This is a genomic window from Nocardioides palaemonis, from assembly GCF_018275325.1.
Classification (GTDB): domain Bacteria; phylum Actinomycetota; class Actinomycetes; order Propionibacteriales; family Nocardioidaceae; genus Nocardioides; species Nocardioides palaemonis.
The window spans coordinates 130708-145632 of record NZ_JAGVQR010000004.1 but is presented as its reverse complement, the minus strand read 5'-3'; the positions used below and the strand labels follow the sequence as shown (position 1 = coordinate 145632).

Below are 14925 nucleotides of genomic sequence, written 5' to 3'. Positions count from 1 at the left end.
ACGTCCATGCGCCAGCGGTTGAACGACGCGCTCGAGGTCATCAAGCCGATCGGCTGGCTGGTCCTCGGGCTCGGCCTCGGAGCGGGGGTGGTGGCCAGCCTCATGCAGTGGCGTGAGCTGGCCGTCCTCGGCGCGGCGTGCGTGCTGCTGCTCGTCGTCGCGCTGCCGTTCCTGCTCGGCAGCACGGCCGTCAGCGTCGACCTCCGGCTGCAGCCCGAGCGGGTGGCCGCGGGGGAGTCCGTCGCCGCCGGCGTGCTCGTGGTCAACCGGGCGTCCTCGCGCCTGGTCCCGACGACTCTCGAGGTCCCCGTCGGCTCGGCGATCCACCGCTACGGCATCAGCTCGCTGGCGCCCGGTGGCGTCCACGAGGAGTCGTTCACGATCCGCACCGAGCGCCGCGGGGTGATCCCGGTCGGTCCGGCGATGACGCGCCGCGGCGACCCGGTGGGGCTGTTCTCCCGCGACATGGTGTGGACGCCGGTCCGCGAGGTCCTGGTGCGCCCGCACCTCGTGCCGATGGAGTCCCTCGGCGCGGGCCTGCTCCGCGACCTCGAGGGCGTGTCGACCGACGCCGTGAGCCAGAGCGACCTCGCCTTCCACGCACTGCGCGAGTACGTCCCCGGTGACGACCTGCGCCACATCCACTGGCGCTCGTCGGCGAAGGTGATGGCGTCGACCGGCGAGTCGGCGCTGCTGGTGCGCCAGTACCTCGACACCCGGCGCAGCCACGCGACGATCGTGGTGGACGACCGGGTCGGGTCCTGGGCCGACCCCGAGGATTTCGAGACCGCGATGGCGGTCGCCGCCTCGATCGCGGTCCGTGCGGTCCTCGACGAGTTCGACGTGTCGTACGTCTGCGGTGCGCACGCCTCGACCGGGTCGGACGGGCACCTCGCGCTCGACGCGGTGTGCCGCTCGGAGACGGGCGACCGGGGCATCGTCGAGTCCGGCCGGCAGGCCACCACGATGGCACCCGACACGAGCGTGGTGTTCCTCGTCGGCGGCAGCGCCACCGACTTCACCGACCTGCTGCGCGCCGCGGCCGCGTTCCCGCCGGAGGTGCGCCGCTTCGGCATCGTCGTGGACCCCAGCGGCAACAGCCGAGTCACCGAGACCGGCGGCCTGCCGGTGCTCCACCTCGCCGTCAAGGAGGACCTCGGCGGCCTCCTGCGCTGGAGCGTGCGATGAGCGCCGCCGGACCCGCGCCCCGCTCCCGCGGCCGCCGCCGCAACGTCGCCGCCACCGGGACCCGCACGCGCGTCCGGTCGCACGCGCTGCTGCCCGACGCGGCCACGTGGACCGACCTCGGCTTCGCGCTCGCGCTGAGCACCGTCGCCCTCACCGCGTTCGGCTCCTCCTTCACCGGGTCGGCCTACCTCGTCGTCGGCGTCCTCGGCACGGTCGTGGCGGTGCTGGTCACCCACCTCACCCGCGCCGCGGGCTGGCCGTTCGTGTCGGCCGTGGTGATCTCGCTCGTGCTGTTCCTGCTGCTGGGCGGCCCGCTGTGCCTGCGCTCGCTCGGCGACACCAGCCTGCTGCCCGGCCCGTCGACGCTGGCCGAGGTCGTCGACCAGGCGGTCTTCGGCTGGAAGGACCTGCTCACCACGCTGCCGCCGGTGGACGGGGACGGACCGCTGCTGGTCCTGCCGTGGCTCGCCGGCATGCTCGCCGGCCTGGTCGGCACCGGCCTGGCGAACGTACGGGTCCGCCGTCCGTGGCTGAGCGCCCTGCTGCCGGTCCTCGGCATGACGCTGGTGCTGTCCGGCGCGATCCTCCTGGGCGTGCGTCACCCGCAGTCGCTGCTGCTCCAGGGGACGCTCTTCGCCGGCCTCGCGCTGAGCTGGCTGGCCGTGCGCGCCCGCCGCGCGAGCGCGGCGGTCCAGGGCGGCAGCCGGTCGTGGGTCCGGGGCGCCGGAGCGGTCGCGATGCTCGCCCTCGCGGCCGGGCTCGCGGTCCCGGCCAGCGCCTGGCTCACCGAGGACCGGGACCGCGCGGTCGCCCGGGACTGGGTCGAGCCGCCGTTCGACATCGGCCGCTACCCCTCGCCGCTCGCGGGCTTCCGCAAGTACATCGACCTCCGAGGCCGCACCAACAACTCCAACGTCTACGACAAGGCGCTGTTCGACGTCGACGGGGTCGCGCCCGGCACCCGCGTGCGGATCGCCACCATGGACCGCTACGACGGCATGGTGTGGGGGCCACCGACGACGCGCTCGCCGGTCCGGGCGACGACTCCTTCCAGCGGGTCTCCTCGACCATCGACAACCCGGTCGACGGCAGGGAGGTCGAGGTGACCATCACCCTCGACGAGGGCTACGACGGCGTCTGGCTGCCGACCGTCGGCGCGCTCACCTCGCTGCACTTCGACACCGCCGACGCCCGGGCCAAGGCCGAGGTCTTCCGCTACAACCTCGCCACCTCCACCGGCGTGGTGCCGAGCGGCCTGCAGGCGGGCGACCGCTACTCCTTCACCGCCATCGAGCCGGACGACGAGCTCACCGACGAGACCGTCGCCTCGGCCGAGCCGACCTACCTCCCGCGGAGCGCGGCGTTCATCCAGGCGCCCACCGAGAAGTGGACCGAGAAGGCCGGGTCCGACCCGATGGCGCGGGTGCTGGCCGCTGCCGACCACCTGCGCACGGAGGGCAAGTACTCCGACGGCGTGGGGCGTACCCAGCGCATCTACGTGGCCGGGCACAACGTGTGGCGGCTGTCCGACCAGTTCGTCAACGCGCCGCAGATCGTCGGCAACGACGAGCAGTACGCGGCGACGATGGCCCTCATCGCCAACGACATTGGCGTCCCGGCCCGCGTCGTCCTCGGGGCGGAGGTCCCGGAGGGCGGGCAGGTCACCGGCAAGGACGTGCAGGCGTGGGTGGAGCTGCGCGCGGCGGACGGCTCGTGGAAGACGCTGCCGACCGACCGCTTCATGTCGGACACGCCGCCGGCCGACCAGGTGCCCCAGACCAACACGCCGATGTCCGGCACGGTCATCCCGCCGCCCAACCCGATCCCGCCGCCCTCGGACGCCGGCGAGCAGAGCGACGCCGACCTCAAGGAGCGCAAGACCGCCCGCAAGAAGGCCGACGAGGAGGAGGGCCTCATCCCGGGTCTCCCCGGGTGGGTCGGCGCGGTGCTGACCTACGTCGGGCTGCCGATCCTCGTGGTCGCCCTCCTGCTCGGCGCGGTCGTGGGCCTCAAGGCGCTGCGCCGGCGCCGGCGCCGGACCGCCGAGGTCGTCTCCGCCCGGTTCGTGGGCGCGTGGCGCGAGCTCGTCGACCACGCCCGCGACCTCGGCCAGGTCGTCCCGCTGGGACCGACGGTGACCCGCCGCGAGCAGTCAGCCCAGATCGCCTCCGGCGAGGCCGGCCGGCTCGCCCGCCGCGCGGACGGCTACGTCTTCGGGCCGAACGCCCCCGAGGCCGCCTCCGCGTCCGCCTACTGGGAGCAGGTCGACGCCGAGCGGCGTGCCATGTCGCACGGGGTGGGGCGCTGGCAACGGTGGCGCGCGGCGATCAGCCTGCGCTCGTTCCTGCGCTCGGACCCGTCCGGACGGTTCGCAGCGGCAGGGGAGCGGCTGCGCGGCCTCGCAGATTGGCGTTCTCGCAGGACGCCTGACTAGACTGGCGCGTCGGCCCAACGTGGGCTGTGCTTCGTGGTGCCTCGCGGCTGCCCGGACCTCGCGATCGTCCCAGACGTTCGCGCGTGCCGGGGATGAGGACCCCGGGCCGTCCACGAGGTCCACCGGTCACCTGATCCAGGCGGCCGGGCGGTTCCCGGGCCACGGTAGACAAGCATCTTGTTCCAGCACTGCAACAGATTGTGGAGGACATGCCGAAGAAAGAAGGCGTGATCGAGATCGAGGGCACCGTCGTGGAGGCCCTTCCCAACGCCATGTTCCGCGTGGAGCTGGCCAACGGGCACAAGGTGCTCGCGCACATCAGCGGCAAGATGCGACAGCACTACATCCGGATCCTCCCCGAGGACCGGGTCGTGGTGGAGCTCTCGCCGTACGACCTCACCCGGGGTCGGATCGTCTACCGCTACAAGTAACCAGCCAGCCGAGTAGCAAGGATCGTTGACATGAAGGTCAACCCCAGCGTCAAGCCCATCTGTGACAAGTGCAAGGTCATCCGCCGTCACGGCCGGGTCATGGTCATCTGTGAGAACCCCCGCCACAAGCAGCGGCAGGGCTGAGTGTGAGCGTCCAGATCCGGCGCAGCCGGAGCTGAGCGCTCATCGCGAGCCGCGCAGCCGCTTGCGGCAAGCGGGCCTGAAGCTCGACCACCACTGAAACACCACAACGTGATCGCTAGGCCAGGGACTCCCTGACCGAACCACCTCCGGAGCACCGGCCGGAGCCCACCCGAGGCGGGATGGGATGCGACACGAACCGAAACCGATGCGAGAACAGACAAGGAAACCGCCACATGGCACGCCTCGTTGGTGTTGACCTCCCGCGCGACAAGCGCATCGAGGTCGCTCTCACCTACATCTACGGCATCGGCCGTACCCGCGCCCAGCAGCTCCTGGCCGCCACCGGCGTCGACCCGAACGCCCGGGTCCACACGCTCGGTGACGAGGAGCTGGTCAAGCTTCGCGACGAGATCGAAGCCAACTTCAAGATCGAGGGTGACCTCCGCCGTGAGGTCCAGGCGGACATCCGCCGCAAGATCGAGATCGGCAGCTACCAGGGTCGCCGCCACCGCATGGGCCTCCCGGTCCGCGGCCAGCGCACCAAGACCAACGCGCGTACCCGCAAGGGCCCCAAGCGCACCGTCGCCGGCAAGAAGAAGGCGAAGTGACCTGCGCCTGAGCGCAGTGATCCACGCCTGCTTCCCAGAAGCTTCCAGACCAGACCTCATCAGGAGTTAGTGAATGCCTCCCAAGAGCCGCGCGACCAAGGTCCGCCGCAAGGAGAAGAAGAACATCGCTCAGGGCGAAGCCCACATCAAGAGCACGTTCAACAACACCATCGTCACGATCACCGACCCGACCGGTGCGGTGATCTCGTGGGCCTCTGCCGGCACCGTCGGCTTCAAGGGCTCGCGCAAGTCCACCCCCTTCGCCGCCCAGATGGCTGCCGAGGCCGCCGGCCGTCGCGCCATGGACCACGGCATGAAGAAGATCGACGTCTTCGTCAAGGGTCCGGGCTCGGGTCGTGAGACCGCCATCCGTTCGCTGGGTGCCATCGGCCTCGAGGTCGGCACCATCCAGGACGTCACGCCCACCCCGCACAACGGATGCCGGCCGCCCAAGCGTCGCCGCGTCTGACCCGAGACTGAGAAAGAGAGACTGAACCATGGCCCGCTACACCGGTCCCATGACCCGCAAGTCGCGCCGTCTCGGTGTCGACCTCGTTGGCGGCGACGCCGCCTTCGAGAAGCGTCCCTACGCCCCCGGCCAGCACGGCCGCGGCCGCATCAAGGAGTCGGAGTACCTGCTCCAGCTCCGGGAGAAGCAGAAGGCGCGCTTCACCTACGGCGTGATGGAGAAGCAGTTCGTCCGCTACTACAAGGAGGCCAGCCGTCGCCAGGGCAAGACCGGCGACAACCTCCTGCAGCTGCTCGAGTGCCGCCTCGACAACGTGGTCTACCGCGCCGGGTTCGCCCGTACGCGCCGCCAGGCCCGCCAGCTCGTCGTGCACGGCCACTTCCTGGTCAACGGCAAGAAGGTCGACATCCCGTCCTTCCAGGTCACCGACCACGACATCATCGACGTGCGCGAGAAGTCGCTGGAGATGACCCCGATGATCGTCGCCCGTGAGACCCACGGCGAGCGCGTCACCCCCGCGTGGATGGAGGTCATCCCCTCGCGGATGCGCGTCCTGGTCCACCAGGTCCCCACCCGGGCGCAGATCGACGTCCCGGTCCAGGAGCAGCTCATCGTGGAGTACTACTCCAAGAAGTGATCTCTGTCGGTGGCCGTCCTCCGGGGCGGCCACCGACGCCCCTCTTCCACACCACTCCTCACCATGTTCGGATCCGTCAAATAGCGGGTGGATCCGGAAAGGACACACTCCGTGCTTATCGCTCAGCGCCCGACCCTCACGGAAGAGACCGTCGACGAGTTCCGCTCGCGGTTCGTCATCGAGCCCCTCGAGCCGGGCTTCGGCTACACGCTCGGCAACTCGCTGCGCCGCACGCTCCTCAGCTCCATCCCGGGCGCGTCGGTCACCAGCATCAAGGTGGACTCCGTCCTCCACGAGTTCTCGACCATCGAGGGCGTCACCGAGGACATGACCGAGATCATCCTCAACCTCAAGGGCCTCGTCGTCTCCTCCGAGCACGACGAGCCGGTCGTGATGTACCTGCGCAAGTCGGGTGCCGGTGACGTCACCGCCGCCGACATCACCCCGCCCGCCGGTGTCGAGGTGCACAACCCCGACCTGAAGATCGCCACCCTGTCCGACAAGGGCAAGCTGGAGATGGAGCTCGTCGTCGAGCGTGGCCGCGGCTACGTCTCGTCGGTGCAGAACAAGGGTGCCGACAACGAGATCGGCCGGATGCCGGTCGACTCGATCTACAGCCCCGTGCTGAAGGTGACCTACAAGGTCGAGGCCACCCGAGTCGAGCAGCGCACCGACTTCGACAAGCTGGTCATCGACGTCGAGACCAAGCCGTCGATCCGTCCCCGCGACGCGATCGCCTCGGCCGGCAAGACCCTCGTCGAGCTCTTCGGCCTGGCCCGTGAGCTCAACGTCGAGGCCGAGGGCATCGACATCGGCCCGTCGCCGGTCGACGAGCAGCTCGCCGCCGACCTGGCCCTGCCGGTCGAGGACCTGCAGCTCACGGTCCGCTCGTACAACTGCCTCAAGCGCGAGGGCATCCACACCGTGGGTGAGCTCATCTCGCGCTCGGAGCAGGACCTGCTCGACATCCGCAACTTCGGCGCGAAGTCCATCGACGAGGTCAAGGCCAAGCTCGTCGAGATGGGCCTCTCGCTCAAGGACAGCGCGCCCGGCTTCGACCCGCACGCCGCCCTCGCCGCCTACGGCGACGACGACGACGACGCGTTCATCGAGGACGAGCAGCTCTGACAAACCGACCGGCGCCCGCCGGTCGTCTACCCGGGTACCTGACACGGCCCGAGAGAAGGAAAAGACATGCCCAAGCCCAAGAAGGGTCCCCGCCTCGGCGGTAGCCCGGCCCACCAGCGCCTCATGCTCTCGAACCTGGCGACCGCCCTGTTCGAGCACGGCCGGATCACCACCACCGAGACCCGTGCGCGCCTGCTGCGCCCGGTCGCGGAGAAGCTGATCACCAAGGCCAAGCGGGGCGACCTGCACAACCGTCGCGAGGTCCTCAAGACCGTCCGCGACAAGTCGGTCGTGCACACCCTGTTCACCGAGATCGCGCCGGTCATGGCCGAGCGTCCCGGTGGCTACACCCGCATCACCAAGATCGGCCCCCGCAAGGGCGACAACGCCCCCATGGCGGTCATCGAGCTGGTGACCGAGGCCTACAGCCCGAAGGCCCCGTCGACCAAGAAGACCGAGGCTGCCGCCGCCCCCGCGCCGGCCGCTGAGGAGACCGAGGTCGAGGAGACCACGGCTGCCGAGGAGCACGAGGCCGCCGCCGAGGCCCACGAGGCAGCTGCTGAGGAGCACGAGGCTGCCGCCGAGGAGCACGAGGCTGCCGCCGCCGAGCACGAGGCCGCCGCCGAGGCTGCCGAGGAGGGCACCGAGGACGAGGCCAAGGCCTGATCCACGGCTCCTGCCTGATCACGACGGAGGCCCGTCACCCCGCTGGGGTGGCGGGCCTCCGCGCGTACCCGGCCCCGGTGGGGCGGTGCGTGAGCCACACTCCCGGGCGCAGGAGGGTGGGTGGCGCACCGCCTGCGGGAGTGTCGTACCCCGACGCGCCAGCTGGCGGTGCGTGAGCCACACTCCCGGGCGCAGGAAGGTGGGTGGCGCACCGCTCAGCGGGGGAGGGTGGCGAGGACCGCGGCGGGGTCGAGGCTGCGCGGGGCGCCGGCGGCGTACGCGAGGGAGCGGGTCGCCGCGACGACGGCGTCGTTGACGGGTGTCGGCAGCCCGAGCAGGCGGCCCTGGAGCACCACCTCGCCGGCGAGGTAGTCGATCTCGCTGTCGCCCGTGCCGCGCTGGAGGCTCTGCCAGGTCGACCCGCCGCGTCGCTCGAGGTCGGGGCGCCGCCGCAGGAGGTCGCCGCGCCGGGCGGTGTCGTCCTCGGCGGTGACCACGCTCAGGCCGGTGGCGGCGAGGACGCGCTCGCCCTCGGCCTGCGCGAGCGAGGCGAGCTCGTCGGCGGCCGGGCCGGGCGCGAACGCGGCGTCGACCCCGTTGCCGAGGTTGAGCACCAGCTTGCGGCGCTTCCACGCCATGATGTCGTCGCGCTCCTCCGACGCGATGCCCGCCGTGCGGAGGTCGGCCGCGACGGCGGCCGTCGTCGCGTCGGTGCCGCCGGGGACGCGTCCGACGTCGAGGATCGCCGGTGTGGGGTGGCAGGCCGCGACGACCACGCCCGGCTCGAGGTGCGAGGACGGGAGCATCACGCACACGGCGTAGGTCCTGGCGAAGTGCCGCAGCGCCGCGACCTCGGTGGCGACACCGTTGGTGGCGCAGACGACGGCGACGTCGGCCGGCGCGTGGCGGCGCAGGTCGTCGAGCGCGGCCGCGGCCTGGTGGGACTTCACGGCGAGCAGGACGACCGTGTCGTCGGTCCACGCCACCCCCGCCGCGGTGTCGGTCGCGGGGGCGTCGACCCGGTGGCGGCCGCTGCCGGCGTCGAGGACCAGGCCGTGCTCGCGAATCGCCGCGAGGTGGGCGCCGCGGGCGACGAGGGTGACGGGCAGTCCGGCCAGGTGGAGGTGGCCGCCGACGACCCCGCCGACGGCACCGGCCCCGAGGACGACGTAGCGCATGCAGCGACCCTACGGGGAGGGTCGCCGCCGGCCGCGTCAGCGGCGCACGCGGAACCGCAGGTGCAGGACCCGGTCGCCCGGGATCACGACGTGCGGGTCGTCGTCCATGGCGACCTCGTCGACGAGCCCGAGGGTGAGCGCCTGGCCCCCGACGTCGCCGGCCGCGACCGCGACCGTCCGTTGCCCGCGAGCTCGCGGGCGGTGGCGACCGCGGAGGTCACGTCGTCGACGAAGTGGTACGACGCCTCCGGGTGCCAGCCCCCGGGCTTCGGACGGTGCGAGACCACGACCACGTGGTCGCCGGCCGGCGGACGTCCCTCCCACCCGTGGGTGATGTCGAACAGCGGGCCCGGGTCGTCGTCCGGGCGGGCGACGTAGCCGTCGAGGGAGACCACGTTGTGCAGCACGACCGTGCTCATGACGCCCTCCCGACCGCGGGCCGCCAGGCGGGATCGCGGCCGATGAAGCCCATCAGCCGGTCGACGACCGGCGCGTCGTCGGCGACGGTGACGGCCGGGCCGTACTGCCCCGACTCGCGGAGCATCCCCTCGATCAGCTGCATGCCCTCGAGCACCTGGGCGGCGAAGTCCTCGTCGAGACCGTGGTCCTGGCCCGTGGCGCGCGCGAGGTCCCACGAGTGCATGAACACGTCGGCGGTGTAGAACCGGTCGACGGCGTCGGCGAGGCGGTGGGTGCCGGCGAACGGGTGGGTGAACGACGCCTCGCCGCGCTCCACGAGGAGCTCCTGCACCGCGGCGGCCTGGTGGCGCCAGGCGCCGTCGGGGTCGTCGGCGACGGACGGGCCGGGCGGCAGGTCGACGCCGCCGGCGGCGAGGAAGGCGCGGAACCACCCGACGAGGTGGCCGACGACGTCACGGGCGGTCCACCCGGGGACGGGAGAGGGGGCCGACCAGTCGCTGGCGTGCTCGACGAGCCGCCCGAAGCCACCGGCGACCGCCGCGTGGCGATCGGCCGGGGTGTCGGGGAGGGCCATCAGAGAGCGCCCTCGGCGAGCAGCCGGTCGATGGCGGCGTAGCCGTCGTTGACGCCGACCTCCATGCCGCTGCTGAGCCAGGCGTCGCGGTCCTCGAAGGAGTCGCACAGGCTGACGGCGTGCAGGCGGGTGCGGCCGTCGCCGAGGTCCTCGAAGGTCATCGTCTCGAGGGCGACGCCGTCAGGCATCCCGTCCCAGGTGAAGGTCTGCACGATCCGGTCCTCGCGCACGGTGTGGAAGCAGCCGTGGAACGAGGTCTCGAAGCCCTCGCGGTCGTGCTCGCCGTGGGCGGTGTAGCGCCAGCTGCCGCCCTCGCGCGCGTCCCAGTGGGTGATGTCGGCGCCGACCCCGACCGGTCCCACCCACTGCGCGAAGAGCTCGCGGTCGGTGTGGGCGCGGAAGAGCTGCGCCGGCGTGGCGGCGAAGTCGCGCCAGATGTGGATCGCCGGGACCGTGGGGTCCGCCTCGATCGCGGCCTCGGGGTAGCGGGTGGTGGTGTCGGGGCTCTGCGTGCTGGTCATGATGCGGTCCCTTCCTGGGCGCTGGGTCGGTCGGTGGGGTTCTCGTCGTCCTGCATCCGCGCGAGCACGGCGTCGAGGCGGGAGAACCGCTCCTCGGCCTGCCGGCGGTAGCGCTCGATCCACTTCGTCATGAGGTCGAACACCTCGGCTTCCAGGTGCACCGGGCGTCGCTGCGCCTCCCGTGTCCGCGTCACCAGGCCGGCGTCCTCGAGCACCTTGAGGTGCTTGGAGACGGCCTGGAGGCTGACGTCGTACGGCTCGGCCAGGTCGCCCACGGTGTGGTCGGCCTCGGCGAGGCGGGCCACCATGTCCCGGCGGGTCGGATCGGCGAGCGCGGCGAAGACGCGGGAGAGCTGGTCGGTCACGGAGCACCTTCTTCAACCGATTGGTTGAATAAAGGTAGGTCGCTCTCCGGTCGTTGTCAACCGTCTGGTTGAACTAGCTGCGACGCGGGGCGCGCACCTTCCGCGAGACCGCCTTGTCGCACTCGGCGAGGCCGGAGGCGTAGGACGGTGAGACGGTCACGTAGTAGCGGGCTCCCCGGGGCACGCGGAACCGGTGCCGGCCGCTGGACGACGCGTTCTCGGACGCGACCTTGGTGTCGCCGCCCGCGCGCACCCGCCAGAGCTTGATCCGCGCCCGGGAGGCACACGCCTGGACCGGGGAGGTGATCCGCGCCTCGAGCCGGCCCTTCGTGTCGAGCCACCGGAGCCTGGCGCGCCGGTCCGCCGACGGGCACCCGGTGGGGTTGCCCGACGCCACCGTGGGGCAGCCGTCGACGAGGTCGTCGAGGCCGTCGCCGTCGGTGTCGGTGCCGGCCCGGCAGGCGGCGCCCGCCGAGCAGCCGGCCGGGGTCGCGGGCCGCGGATCCCCTCCGCGCGATCCGGCGGCGAGCGCCGGTGGCGCGGCGAGCGCCAGGGCGAGGCCGAGGGCGGCGAGCAGCGGACCGGTGCGCGGCGGGCGGGTCACCCCGCCAGACTACGCGGCACCTAGGATCGGAGGGTGCGCCTGCGGATCGACTGTGCCTACGACGGCACGGACTTCTCCGGCTGGGCGGTCCAGCCCACGCGCCGGACCGTGCAGGGCACCCTCGAGGCCGCCCTCGCGACCGCCCTGCGGCAGCCGGACGTCCGCGTCACGGTCGCCGGTCGCACCGACGCAGGCGTGCACGCCCGGGGACAGGTGGCCCACCTCGACGTCGGGCGTGACGTCGTCGAGGCGTCCGCCGGCCGGTCGACCGACCCACCGCTGGAGGTTCTCGCGCGCCGCGTCGACGGCATCCTGCCGCCCGACCTCCGCGTACGCCGGGTGACCGAGGCGCCGACCGGGTTCGACGCCCGGTTCTCCGCGGTGTGGCGCCGCTACGCGTACCGGATCGCCGACGACCGCGCCGTGGTGGACCCGCTGACCCGCGGCCACGTCCTGGCGTGGGGACGACCCCTCGACCTCGACGCGATGAACGAGGCGTCCGCGGCCCTGGTCGGGCTGCGCGACTTCGCCGCGTTCTGCAAGCAGCGCGAGGGCGCCACCACCGTCCGCACGCTCCTCGACCTCGTCTGGCACCGCGACGCGGCAGGTGTCGCGGTCGGCACGGTGCGCGCCGACGCGTTCTGCCACAACATGGTCCGCGCGCTGGTCGGCGGCCTGATCGCGGTCGGCGAGGGCCGCAGGCCCACGACCTGGCCCGCCGAGGTGATGGCCGGGCGGCGGCGCGACGCCGGCGTCCGGGTCGTCCACGCCCACGGCCTCACGCTCGAGGAGGTCGGCTACCCCGATGACGCGGAGCTGGCGGCGCAGGCCGACCGGGCCCGCGCCCGACGAGAGGCGATCGATGCCTGAGCACTACTTCTCCGCAGACCCGACGAGCCCGTTCGAGCGCGAGTCGTTCACCGCCGACCTGTGGGGCCACGAGCTGTCCTTCGAGACCGGCGCCGGGGTCTTCAGCCGGGGCCACCTCGACCACGCGACGGCGGTGCTGTTCCGCGAGCTCGAGGCGCCGCCGCAGGGGCAGTTCCTCGACCTCGGCTGCGGCTACGGCGTCATCGGGCTCGCCCTGGCGAAGGCGGTGCCGCTGGCCAACGTCACGGGGGTCGACGTCAACGAGCGAGCCCTCCTCCTCGCCAACGACAACGCCCGCGCGGCCGGCCTGTCCTCCCGCTTCGTGGCCTGCCTGCCCGAGCAGGTGCCGGGCAACCAGGTGTTCGACGAGATCTGGTCCAACCCCCCGATCCGCATCGGCAAGGAGGCGCTCCACGAGCTGTTGCTGACCTGGCTGCCGCGGCTCGCGCCCGGCGGGCGGATGGTGATGGTGGTCGGCAAGAACCTCGGCGGCGACTCCCTCCAGCGCTGGCTGACCGAGCAGGGCTGGCCGACCGAGCGGCTCGCGAGCAGCAAGGGCTTCCGGGTGCTGGAGACGCGTCGCGCCTGACCGGTCATGCCCGCCGGGTGGCGACGAGGACGCCGATCTTGTCGATGCGGTGCTCGGGGTTGGAGAACTCGTCGGACCAGTAGTTGCCGGCGGCGTGGTCCTCGAGGGTCGCGCAGGTCGACAGCGTGATCATCGGGCGGGTCGCGGTCCGGCCCGGTCGACCGGGCACCTCGGCTCGCTGCGCGCGCAGCGACGCGGGCTCGCGGAACGAGGTCCAGCGGGTGCGGCGCACCTCGTAGACGAAGACCGTGTCGCCGCTGCGCACCCGGATCCGGTCGCCGCGGGCCAGGCTGGGGGAGTACCGCAGGGGAGCGGCCCCGGTGAGCCGGTGGCCGGTGACGATGAAGTTGCCGACCTCGCCCGGTCCGGTGCCACCGCGCGGCCCGCGGGGCGAGGCCATCTCGCCGGCGTCCTGCAACGCGGTGCCCGGGGCGTCGTCGGGCGACCCGCGGTAGCGCACGACCGGGAAGTCGCGCAGGCCGATCGCGTCGATGGTGACGAACGAGCGCCTCGGCTCCGGTGCGGGCTCGGCGGTCGGCTCGGCGGTCGGATCGGCGGTCGGATCGGCGGTCGGATCGGCGGTGGGGGTCGCGGTCGGGGACGCCGGGGCTCCGTCCGGGCCCGACGGGCTGGAGGAGCCGGAGGTCGTACGCCCCGCGCCGGGCGCCCGCTCGCGCCGCGGGTCGTCGGTGGCGCACGCCGTGGTCACCGCGGCGAGCACCGCGGCCAGCGCGAGCACGGCGCGTCCTGCCACCCGCCCCACGGTACGTCGGGCGTGGTGGTCAGCCGAGGCGTACGGGCAGGCGCTCCACCCCGTGCACGATCGCGAGCTCGGTGAAGCGCAGGTCGGTCGGGTCGCAGGCCAGCGACAGGTCGGGGAAGCGACGGGCGAGGGCGACCAGCGCCGTGCGCAGCTCCATCCGCGCCAGCTCGGCGCCGACGCAGCGGTGCAGGCCGTGACCGAAGGCGAGGGTGGCGACCGGCTCGCGGGTCGGGTCGAACGCCTCCGGGTCGACGTGGCGGGCCGGGTCGCGACCGGCGCCGGTGAGCGAGACCAGCACGATGTCGCCGGCGCGGACCACCTGGTCGCCGACGGCCACCTCGTGCCGGGCGATGCGGGGGAACGCCATCTGGACCGGGCAGACGAACCGCAGCAGCTCGTCGACGATCCGCTCCACCCGCGCCGGGTCCCCGTCCTGCAGGGCCCGCCACGACGCGGGGTGCTGCAGGAGCACCCAGGTGCCCAGGGACAACATGCTGGCGCTGGTCTCGTAGCCCCCGAGGAAGACGCCGTCGGCGAGGCCCCCGAGCTCGACGTCGTCGAGGTCGGCGCCGTGCTCGGCCACCATCCGGGCGACCAGCCCGTCGGGCAGGTGCGGGTCGCGGCGCTCGGAGGCCACGAGGTCGATGAGGAACCGGCGGGTGCCGGCCGCGGTGTCGAAGATGCCGGCGCCCGCGTCGCGCAGGTCGAACCGGGCAGCGCCGTGGCGGCGGAACTCCGCGCGGTCCACGTCGGGCATGCCGAGCAGGTCGCAGATCACCCCGAACGGCACCTGGAAGCCGAACCGCTCGACCAGGTCGACCTCGGGCCCGTGGGACTCCATGTCGTCGAGCGCGGCGGCGACCACGCGGTCGACGTCGCCCTGGAGGTCGGTGAGGCGCCGTCGGGTGAAGTAGGGCGTGAGCACGCCGCGCAGCCGGCCGTGGTCGGGCTGGTCGGTCATGCCCAGCCCGCCGATCCGCTCCGCGGGCGCGCGGTCCTGGCGGCCGATGAGGTCGCGCACGTCGTTGGCGAACGAGGTCGAGTCGGCCAGGACCGTGCGCGCCACGTCGTGGCCGGTGACCAGCCACACGCGGGTGCCGAGCAGGCTGGCGAAGCGCACCACGTCGCCGCGCTCGCGGGTCTGCGCCAGCCGCGCCACGGGGCGGACGCCGTCGCGCTGGAGCGGGTACCGGATGCCGGCGGGCACCCGCCGCACGTAGGGCACCCGCCGCACGCCCGACAGCGCCAGGCGCAGCGCCGTGCCGCGCAGGGTGGACGCCGTCGAGGAAGCCATGTCACCAGTCAATCCCACGCACGCGAACGGAGTCGATCGGGA

At 72.8% G+C, this 14925-nt stretch carries 20 protein-coding genes; 12 read left to right on the top strand and 8 right to left on the bottom strand.

What is annotated here, in order from left to right; translation table 11 throughout:
* The first annotated feature begins 6 nt into the window (after positions 1-6).
* From KDN32_RS16370 to rplQ, 10 genes are all read left to right on the top strand, one after another.
* Positions 7-1188, top strand: coding sequence for a DUF58 domain-containing protein (locus KDN32_RS16370; protein ID WP_211733343.1), 1182 nt, complete (start codon positions 7-9; stop codon positions 1186-1188).
* Positions 1185-2294, top strand: a complete 1110-nt coding sequence (locus tag KDN32_RS16365; protein ID WP_211733342.1) for a transglutaminaseTgpA domain-containing protein — start codon at positions 1185-1187, stop codon at positions 2292-2294. Before KDN32_RS16370 ends, KDN32_RS16365 begins: the two co-directional genes overlap by 4 nt.
* Positions 2192-3622 (top strand): transglutaminase-like domain-containing protein, encoded by a 1431-nt coding sequence (locus KDN32_RS16360; RefSeq protein WP_211733341.1) that lies wholly within the window; start codon positions 2192-2194, stop codon positions 3620-3622. Before KDN32_RS16365 ends, KDN32_RS16360 begins: the two co-directional genes overlap by 103 nt.
* 209 nt (positions 3623-3831) lie before the next feature.
* Positions 3832-4053: a translation initiation factor IF-1 gene (infA, locus tag KDN32_RS16355; protein WP_056599768.1), complete on the top strand. Its 222-nt coding sequence runs from the start codon at positions 3832-3834 to the stop codon at positions 4051-4053.
* Positions 4054-4083: 30 nt separating this feature from the next.
* Positions 4084-4197: a 50S ribosomal protein L36 gene (rpmJ, locus tag KDN32_RS16350; RefSeq protein WP_004008316.1), complete on the top strand. Its 114-nt coding sequence runs from the start codon at positions 4084-4086 to the stop codon at positions 4195-4197.
* Between the two features lie 233 nt (positions 4198-4430).
* Positions 4431-4805: a 30S ribosomal protein S13 gene (gene rpsM / locus KDN32_RS16345; protein ID WP_116570804.1), complete on the top strand. Its 375-nt coding sequence runs from the start codon at positions 4431-4433 to the stop codon at positions 4803-4805.
* A gap of 73 nt (positions 4806-4878) precedes the next feature.
* The gene (rpsK, locus tag KDN32_RS16340) at positions 4879-5274 is read left to right on the top strand and encodes a 30S ribosomal protein S11 (protein ID WP_010831742.1); all 396 of its coding nucleotides are present in this window, start codon (positions 4879-4881) and stop codon (positions 5272-5274) included.
* A gap of 28 nt (positions 5275-5302) precedes the next feature.
* Positions 5303-5911 (top strand): 30S ribosomal protein S4, encoded by a 609-nt coding sequence (gene rpsD / locus KDN32_RS16335; protein WP_211733340.1) that lies wholly within the window; start codon positions 5303-5305, stop codon positions 5909-5911.
* Between the two features lie 111 nt (positions 5912-6022).
* Entirely contained in the window at positions 6023-7039 is a 1017-nt protein-coding gene (locus KDN32_RS16330; RefSeq protein WP_211733339.1) for a DNA-directed RNA polymerase subunit alpha, read from the top strand.
* Positions 7040-7105: 66 nt separating this feature from the next.
* A complete protein-coding gene (gene rplQ / locus KDN32_RS16325; RefSeq protein WP_211733338.1) occupies positions 7106-7705 on the top strand; it encodes a 50S ribosomal protein L17 in 600 nt (199 codons plus the stop codon).
* Between the two features lie 215 nt (positions 7706-7920).
* Here the strand turns inward: rplQ and KDN32_RS16320 are convergent, their stop codons facing one another.
* From KDN32_RS16320 to KDN32_RS16295, 6 genes are all read right to left on the bottom strand, one after another.
* On the bottom strand, positions 7921-8883 hold the full coding sequence (locus KDN32_RS16320) for a ketopantoate reductase family protein (RefSeq protein ID WP_211733337.1): 963 nt from the start codon (positions 8881-8883) through the stop codon (positions 7921-7923).
* An 83-nt stretch (positions 8884-8966) separates the two neighbouring features.
* Positions 8967-9302 (bottom strand): dihydrofolate reductase family protein, encoded by a 336-nt coding sequence (locus KDN32_RS16315; protein WP_249217241.1) that lies wholly within the window; start codon positions 9300-9302, stop codon positions 8967-8969.
* The gene (locus KDN32_RS16310) at positions 9299-9877 is read right to left on the bottom strand and encodes a TIGR03086 family metal-binding protein (RefSeq protein WP_211733336.1); all 579 of its coding nucleotides are present in this window, start codon (positions 9875-9877) and stop codon (positions 9299-9301) included. Before KDN32_RS16310 ends, KDN32_RS16315 begins: the two co-directional genes overlap by 4 nt.
* A complete protein-coding gene (locus KDN32_RS16305; protein WP_211733335.1) occupies positions 9877-10398 on the bottom strand; it encodes an SRPBCC family protein in 522 nt (173 codons plus the stop codon). Before KDN32_RS16305 ends, KDN32_RS16310 begins: the two co-directional genes overlap by 1 nt.
* Positions 10395-10763: an ArsR/SmtB family transcription factor gene (locus KDN32_RS16300; RefSeq protein ID WP_211733334.1), complete on the bottom strand. Its 369-nt coding sequence runs from the start codon at positions 10761-10763 to the stop codon at positions 10395-10397. The genes KDN32_RS16305 and KDN32_RS16300 overlap by 4 nt, the downstream gene beginning before the upstream one ends.
* 73 nt (positions 10764-10836) lie before the next feature.
* Positions 10837-11367, bottom strand: coding sequence for a hypothetical protein (locus KDN32_RS16295; protein ID WP_211733333.1), 531 nt, complete (start codon positions 11365-11367; stop codon positions 10837-10839).
* Between the two features lie 33 nt (positions 11368-11400).
* Between KDN32_RS16295 and truA the strand changes: the two genes are divergently transcribed.
* Positions 11401-12237 (top strand): tRNA pseudouridine(38-40) synthase TruA, encoded by an 837-nt coding sequence (gene truA / locus KDN32_RS16290; RefSeq protein WP_211733332.1) that lies wholly within the window; start codon positions 11401-11403, stop codon positions 12235-12237.
* Entirely contained in the window at positions 12230-12826 is a 597-nt protein-coding gene (locus tag KDN32_RS16285) for a class I SAM-dependent methyltransferase (protein WP_211733331.1), read from the top strand. Before truA ends, KDN32_RS16285 begins: the two co-directional genes overlap by 8 nt.
* A 4-nt stretch (positions 12827-12830) precedes the next feature.
* On the opposite strand, the gene KDN32_RS16280 is transcribed toward KDN32_RS16285, so the two are convergent.
* Both KDN32_RS16280 and KDN32_RS16275 read right to left on the bottom strand, forming a co-directional pair.
* The gene (locus tag KDN32_RS16280; protein WP_307854164.1) at positions 12831-13580 is read right to left on the bottom strand and encodes a sortase domain-containing protein; all 750 of its coding nucleotides are present in this window, start codon (positions 13578-13580) and stop codon (positions 12831-12833) included.
* A 28-nt stretch (positions 13581-13608) separates the two neighbouring features.
* Positions 13609-14883, bottom strand: a complete 1275-nt coding sequence (locus tag KDN32_RS16275; protein WP_211733330.1) for a cytochrome P450 — start codon at positions 14881-14883, stop codon at positions 13609-13611.
* Between the last annotated feature and the right edge of the window lie 42 nt (positions 14884-14925).

Excerpts from the sequence above, each read along its gene's own strand:
- rpsD (WP_211733340.1), top strand. The coding sequence starts at position 5,303 with ATGGCCCGCTACACCGGTCCCATGACCCGCAAGTCGCGCCGTCTCGGT.
- KDN32_RS16320 (WP_211733337.1), bottom strand. The coding sequence starts at position 8,883 with ATGCGCTACGTCGTCCTCGGGGCCGGTGCCGTCGGCGGGGTCGTCGGC.
- rpsK (WP_010831742.1), top strand. The coding sequence starts at position 4,879 with ATGCCTCCCAAGAGCCGCGCGACCAAGGTCCGCCGCAAGGAGAAGAAG.
- KDN32_RS16315 (WP_249217241.1), bottom strand. The coding sequence starts at position 9,302 with ATGAGCACGGTCGTGCTGCACAACGTGGTCTCCCTCGACGGCTACGTC.
- rplQ (WP_211733338.1), top strand. The coding sequence starts at position 7,106 with ATGCCCAAGCCCAAGAAGGGTCCCCGCCTCGGCGGTAGCCCGGCCCAC.
- rpmJ (WP_004008316.1), top strand. The coding sequence starts at position 4,084 with ATGAAGGTCAACCCCAGCGTCAAGCCCATCTGTGACAAGTGCAAGGTC.
- KDN32_RS16275 (WP_211733330.1), bottom strand. The coding sequence starts at position 14,883 with ATGGCTTCCTCGACGGCGTCCACCCTGCGCGGCACGGCGCTGCGCCTG.
- KDN32_RS16370 (WP_211733343.1), top strand. The coding sequence starts at position 7 with ATGCGCCAGCGGTTGAACGACGCGCTCGAGGTCATCAAGCCGATCGGC.
- infA (WP_056599768.1), top strand. The coding sequence starts at position 3,832 with ATGCCGAAGAAAGAAGGCGTGATCGAGATCGAGGGCACCGTCGTGGAG.
- rpsM (WP_116570804.1), top strand. The coding sequence starts at position 4,431 with ATGGCACGCCTCGTTGGTGTTGACCTCCCGCGCGACAAGCGCATCGAG.
- KDN32_RS16285 (WP_211733331.1), top strand. The coding sequence starts at position 12,230 with ATGCCTGAGCACTACTTCTCCGCAGACCCGACGAGCCCGTTCGAGCGC.
- KDN32_RS16365 (WP_211733342.1), top strand. The coding sequence starts at position 1,185 with ATGAGCGCCGCCGGACCCGCGCCCCGCTCCCGCGGCCGCCGCCGCAAC.
- KDN32_RS16310 (WP_211733336.1), bottom strand. The coding sequence starts at position 9,877 with ATGGCCCTCCCCGACACCCCGGCCGATCGCCACGCGGCGGTCGCCGGT.
- KDN32_RS16305 (WP_211733335.1), bottom strand. The coding sequence starts at position 10,398 with ATGACCAGCACGCAGAGCCCCGACACCACCACCCGCTACCCCGAGGCC.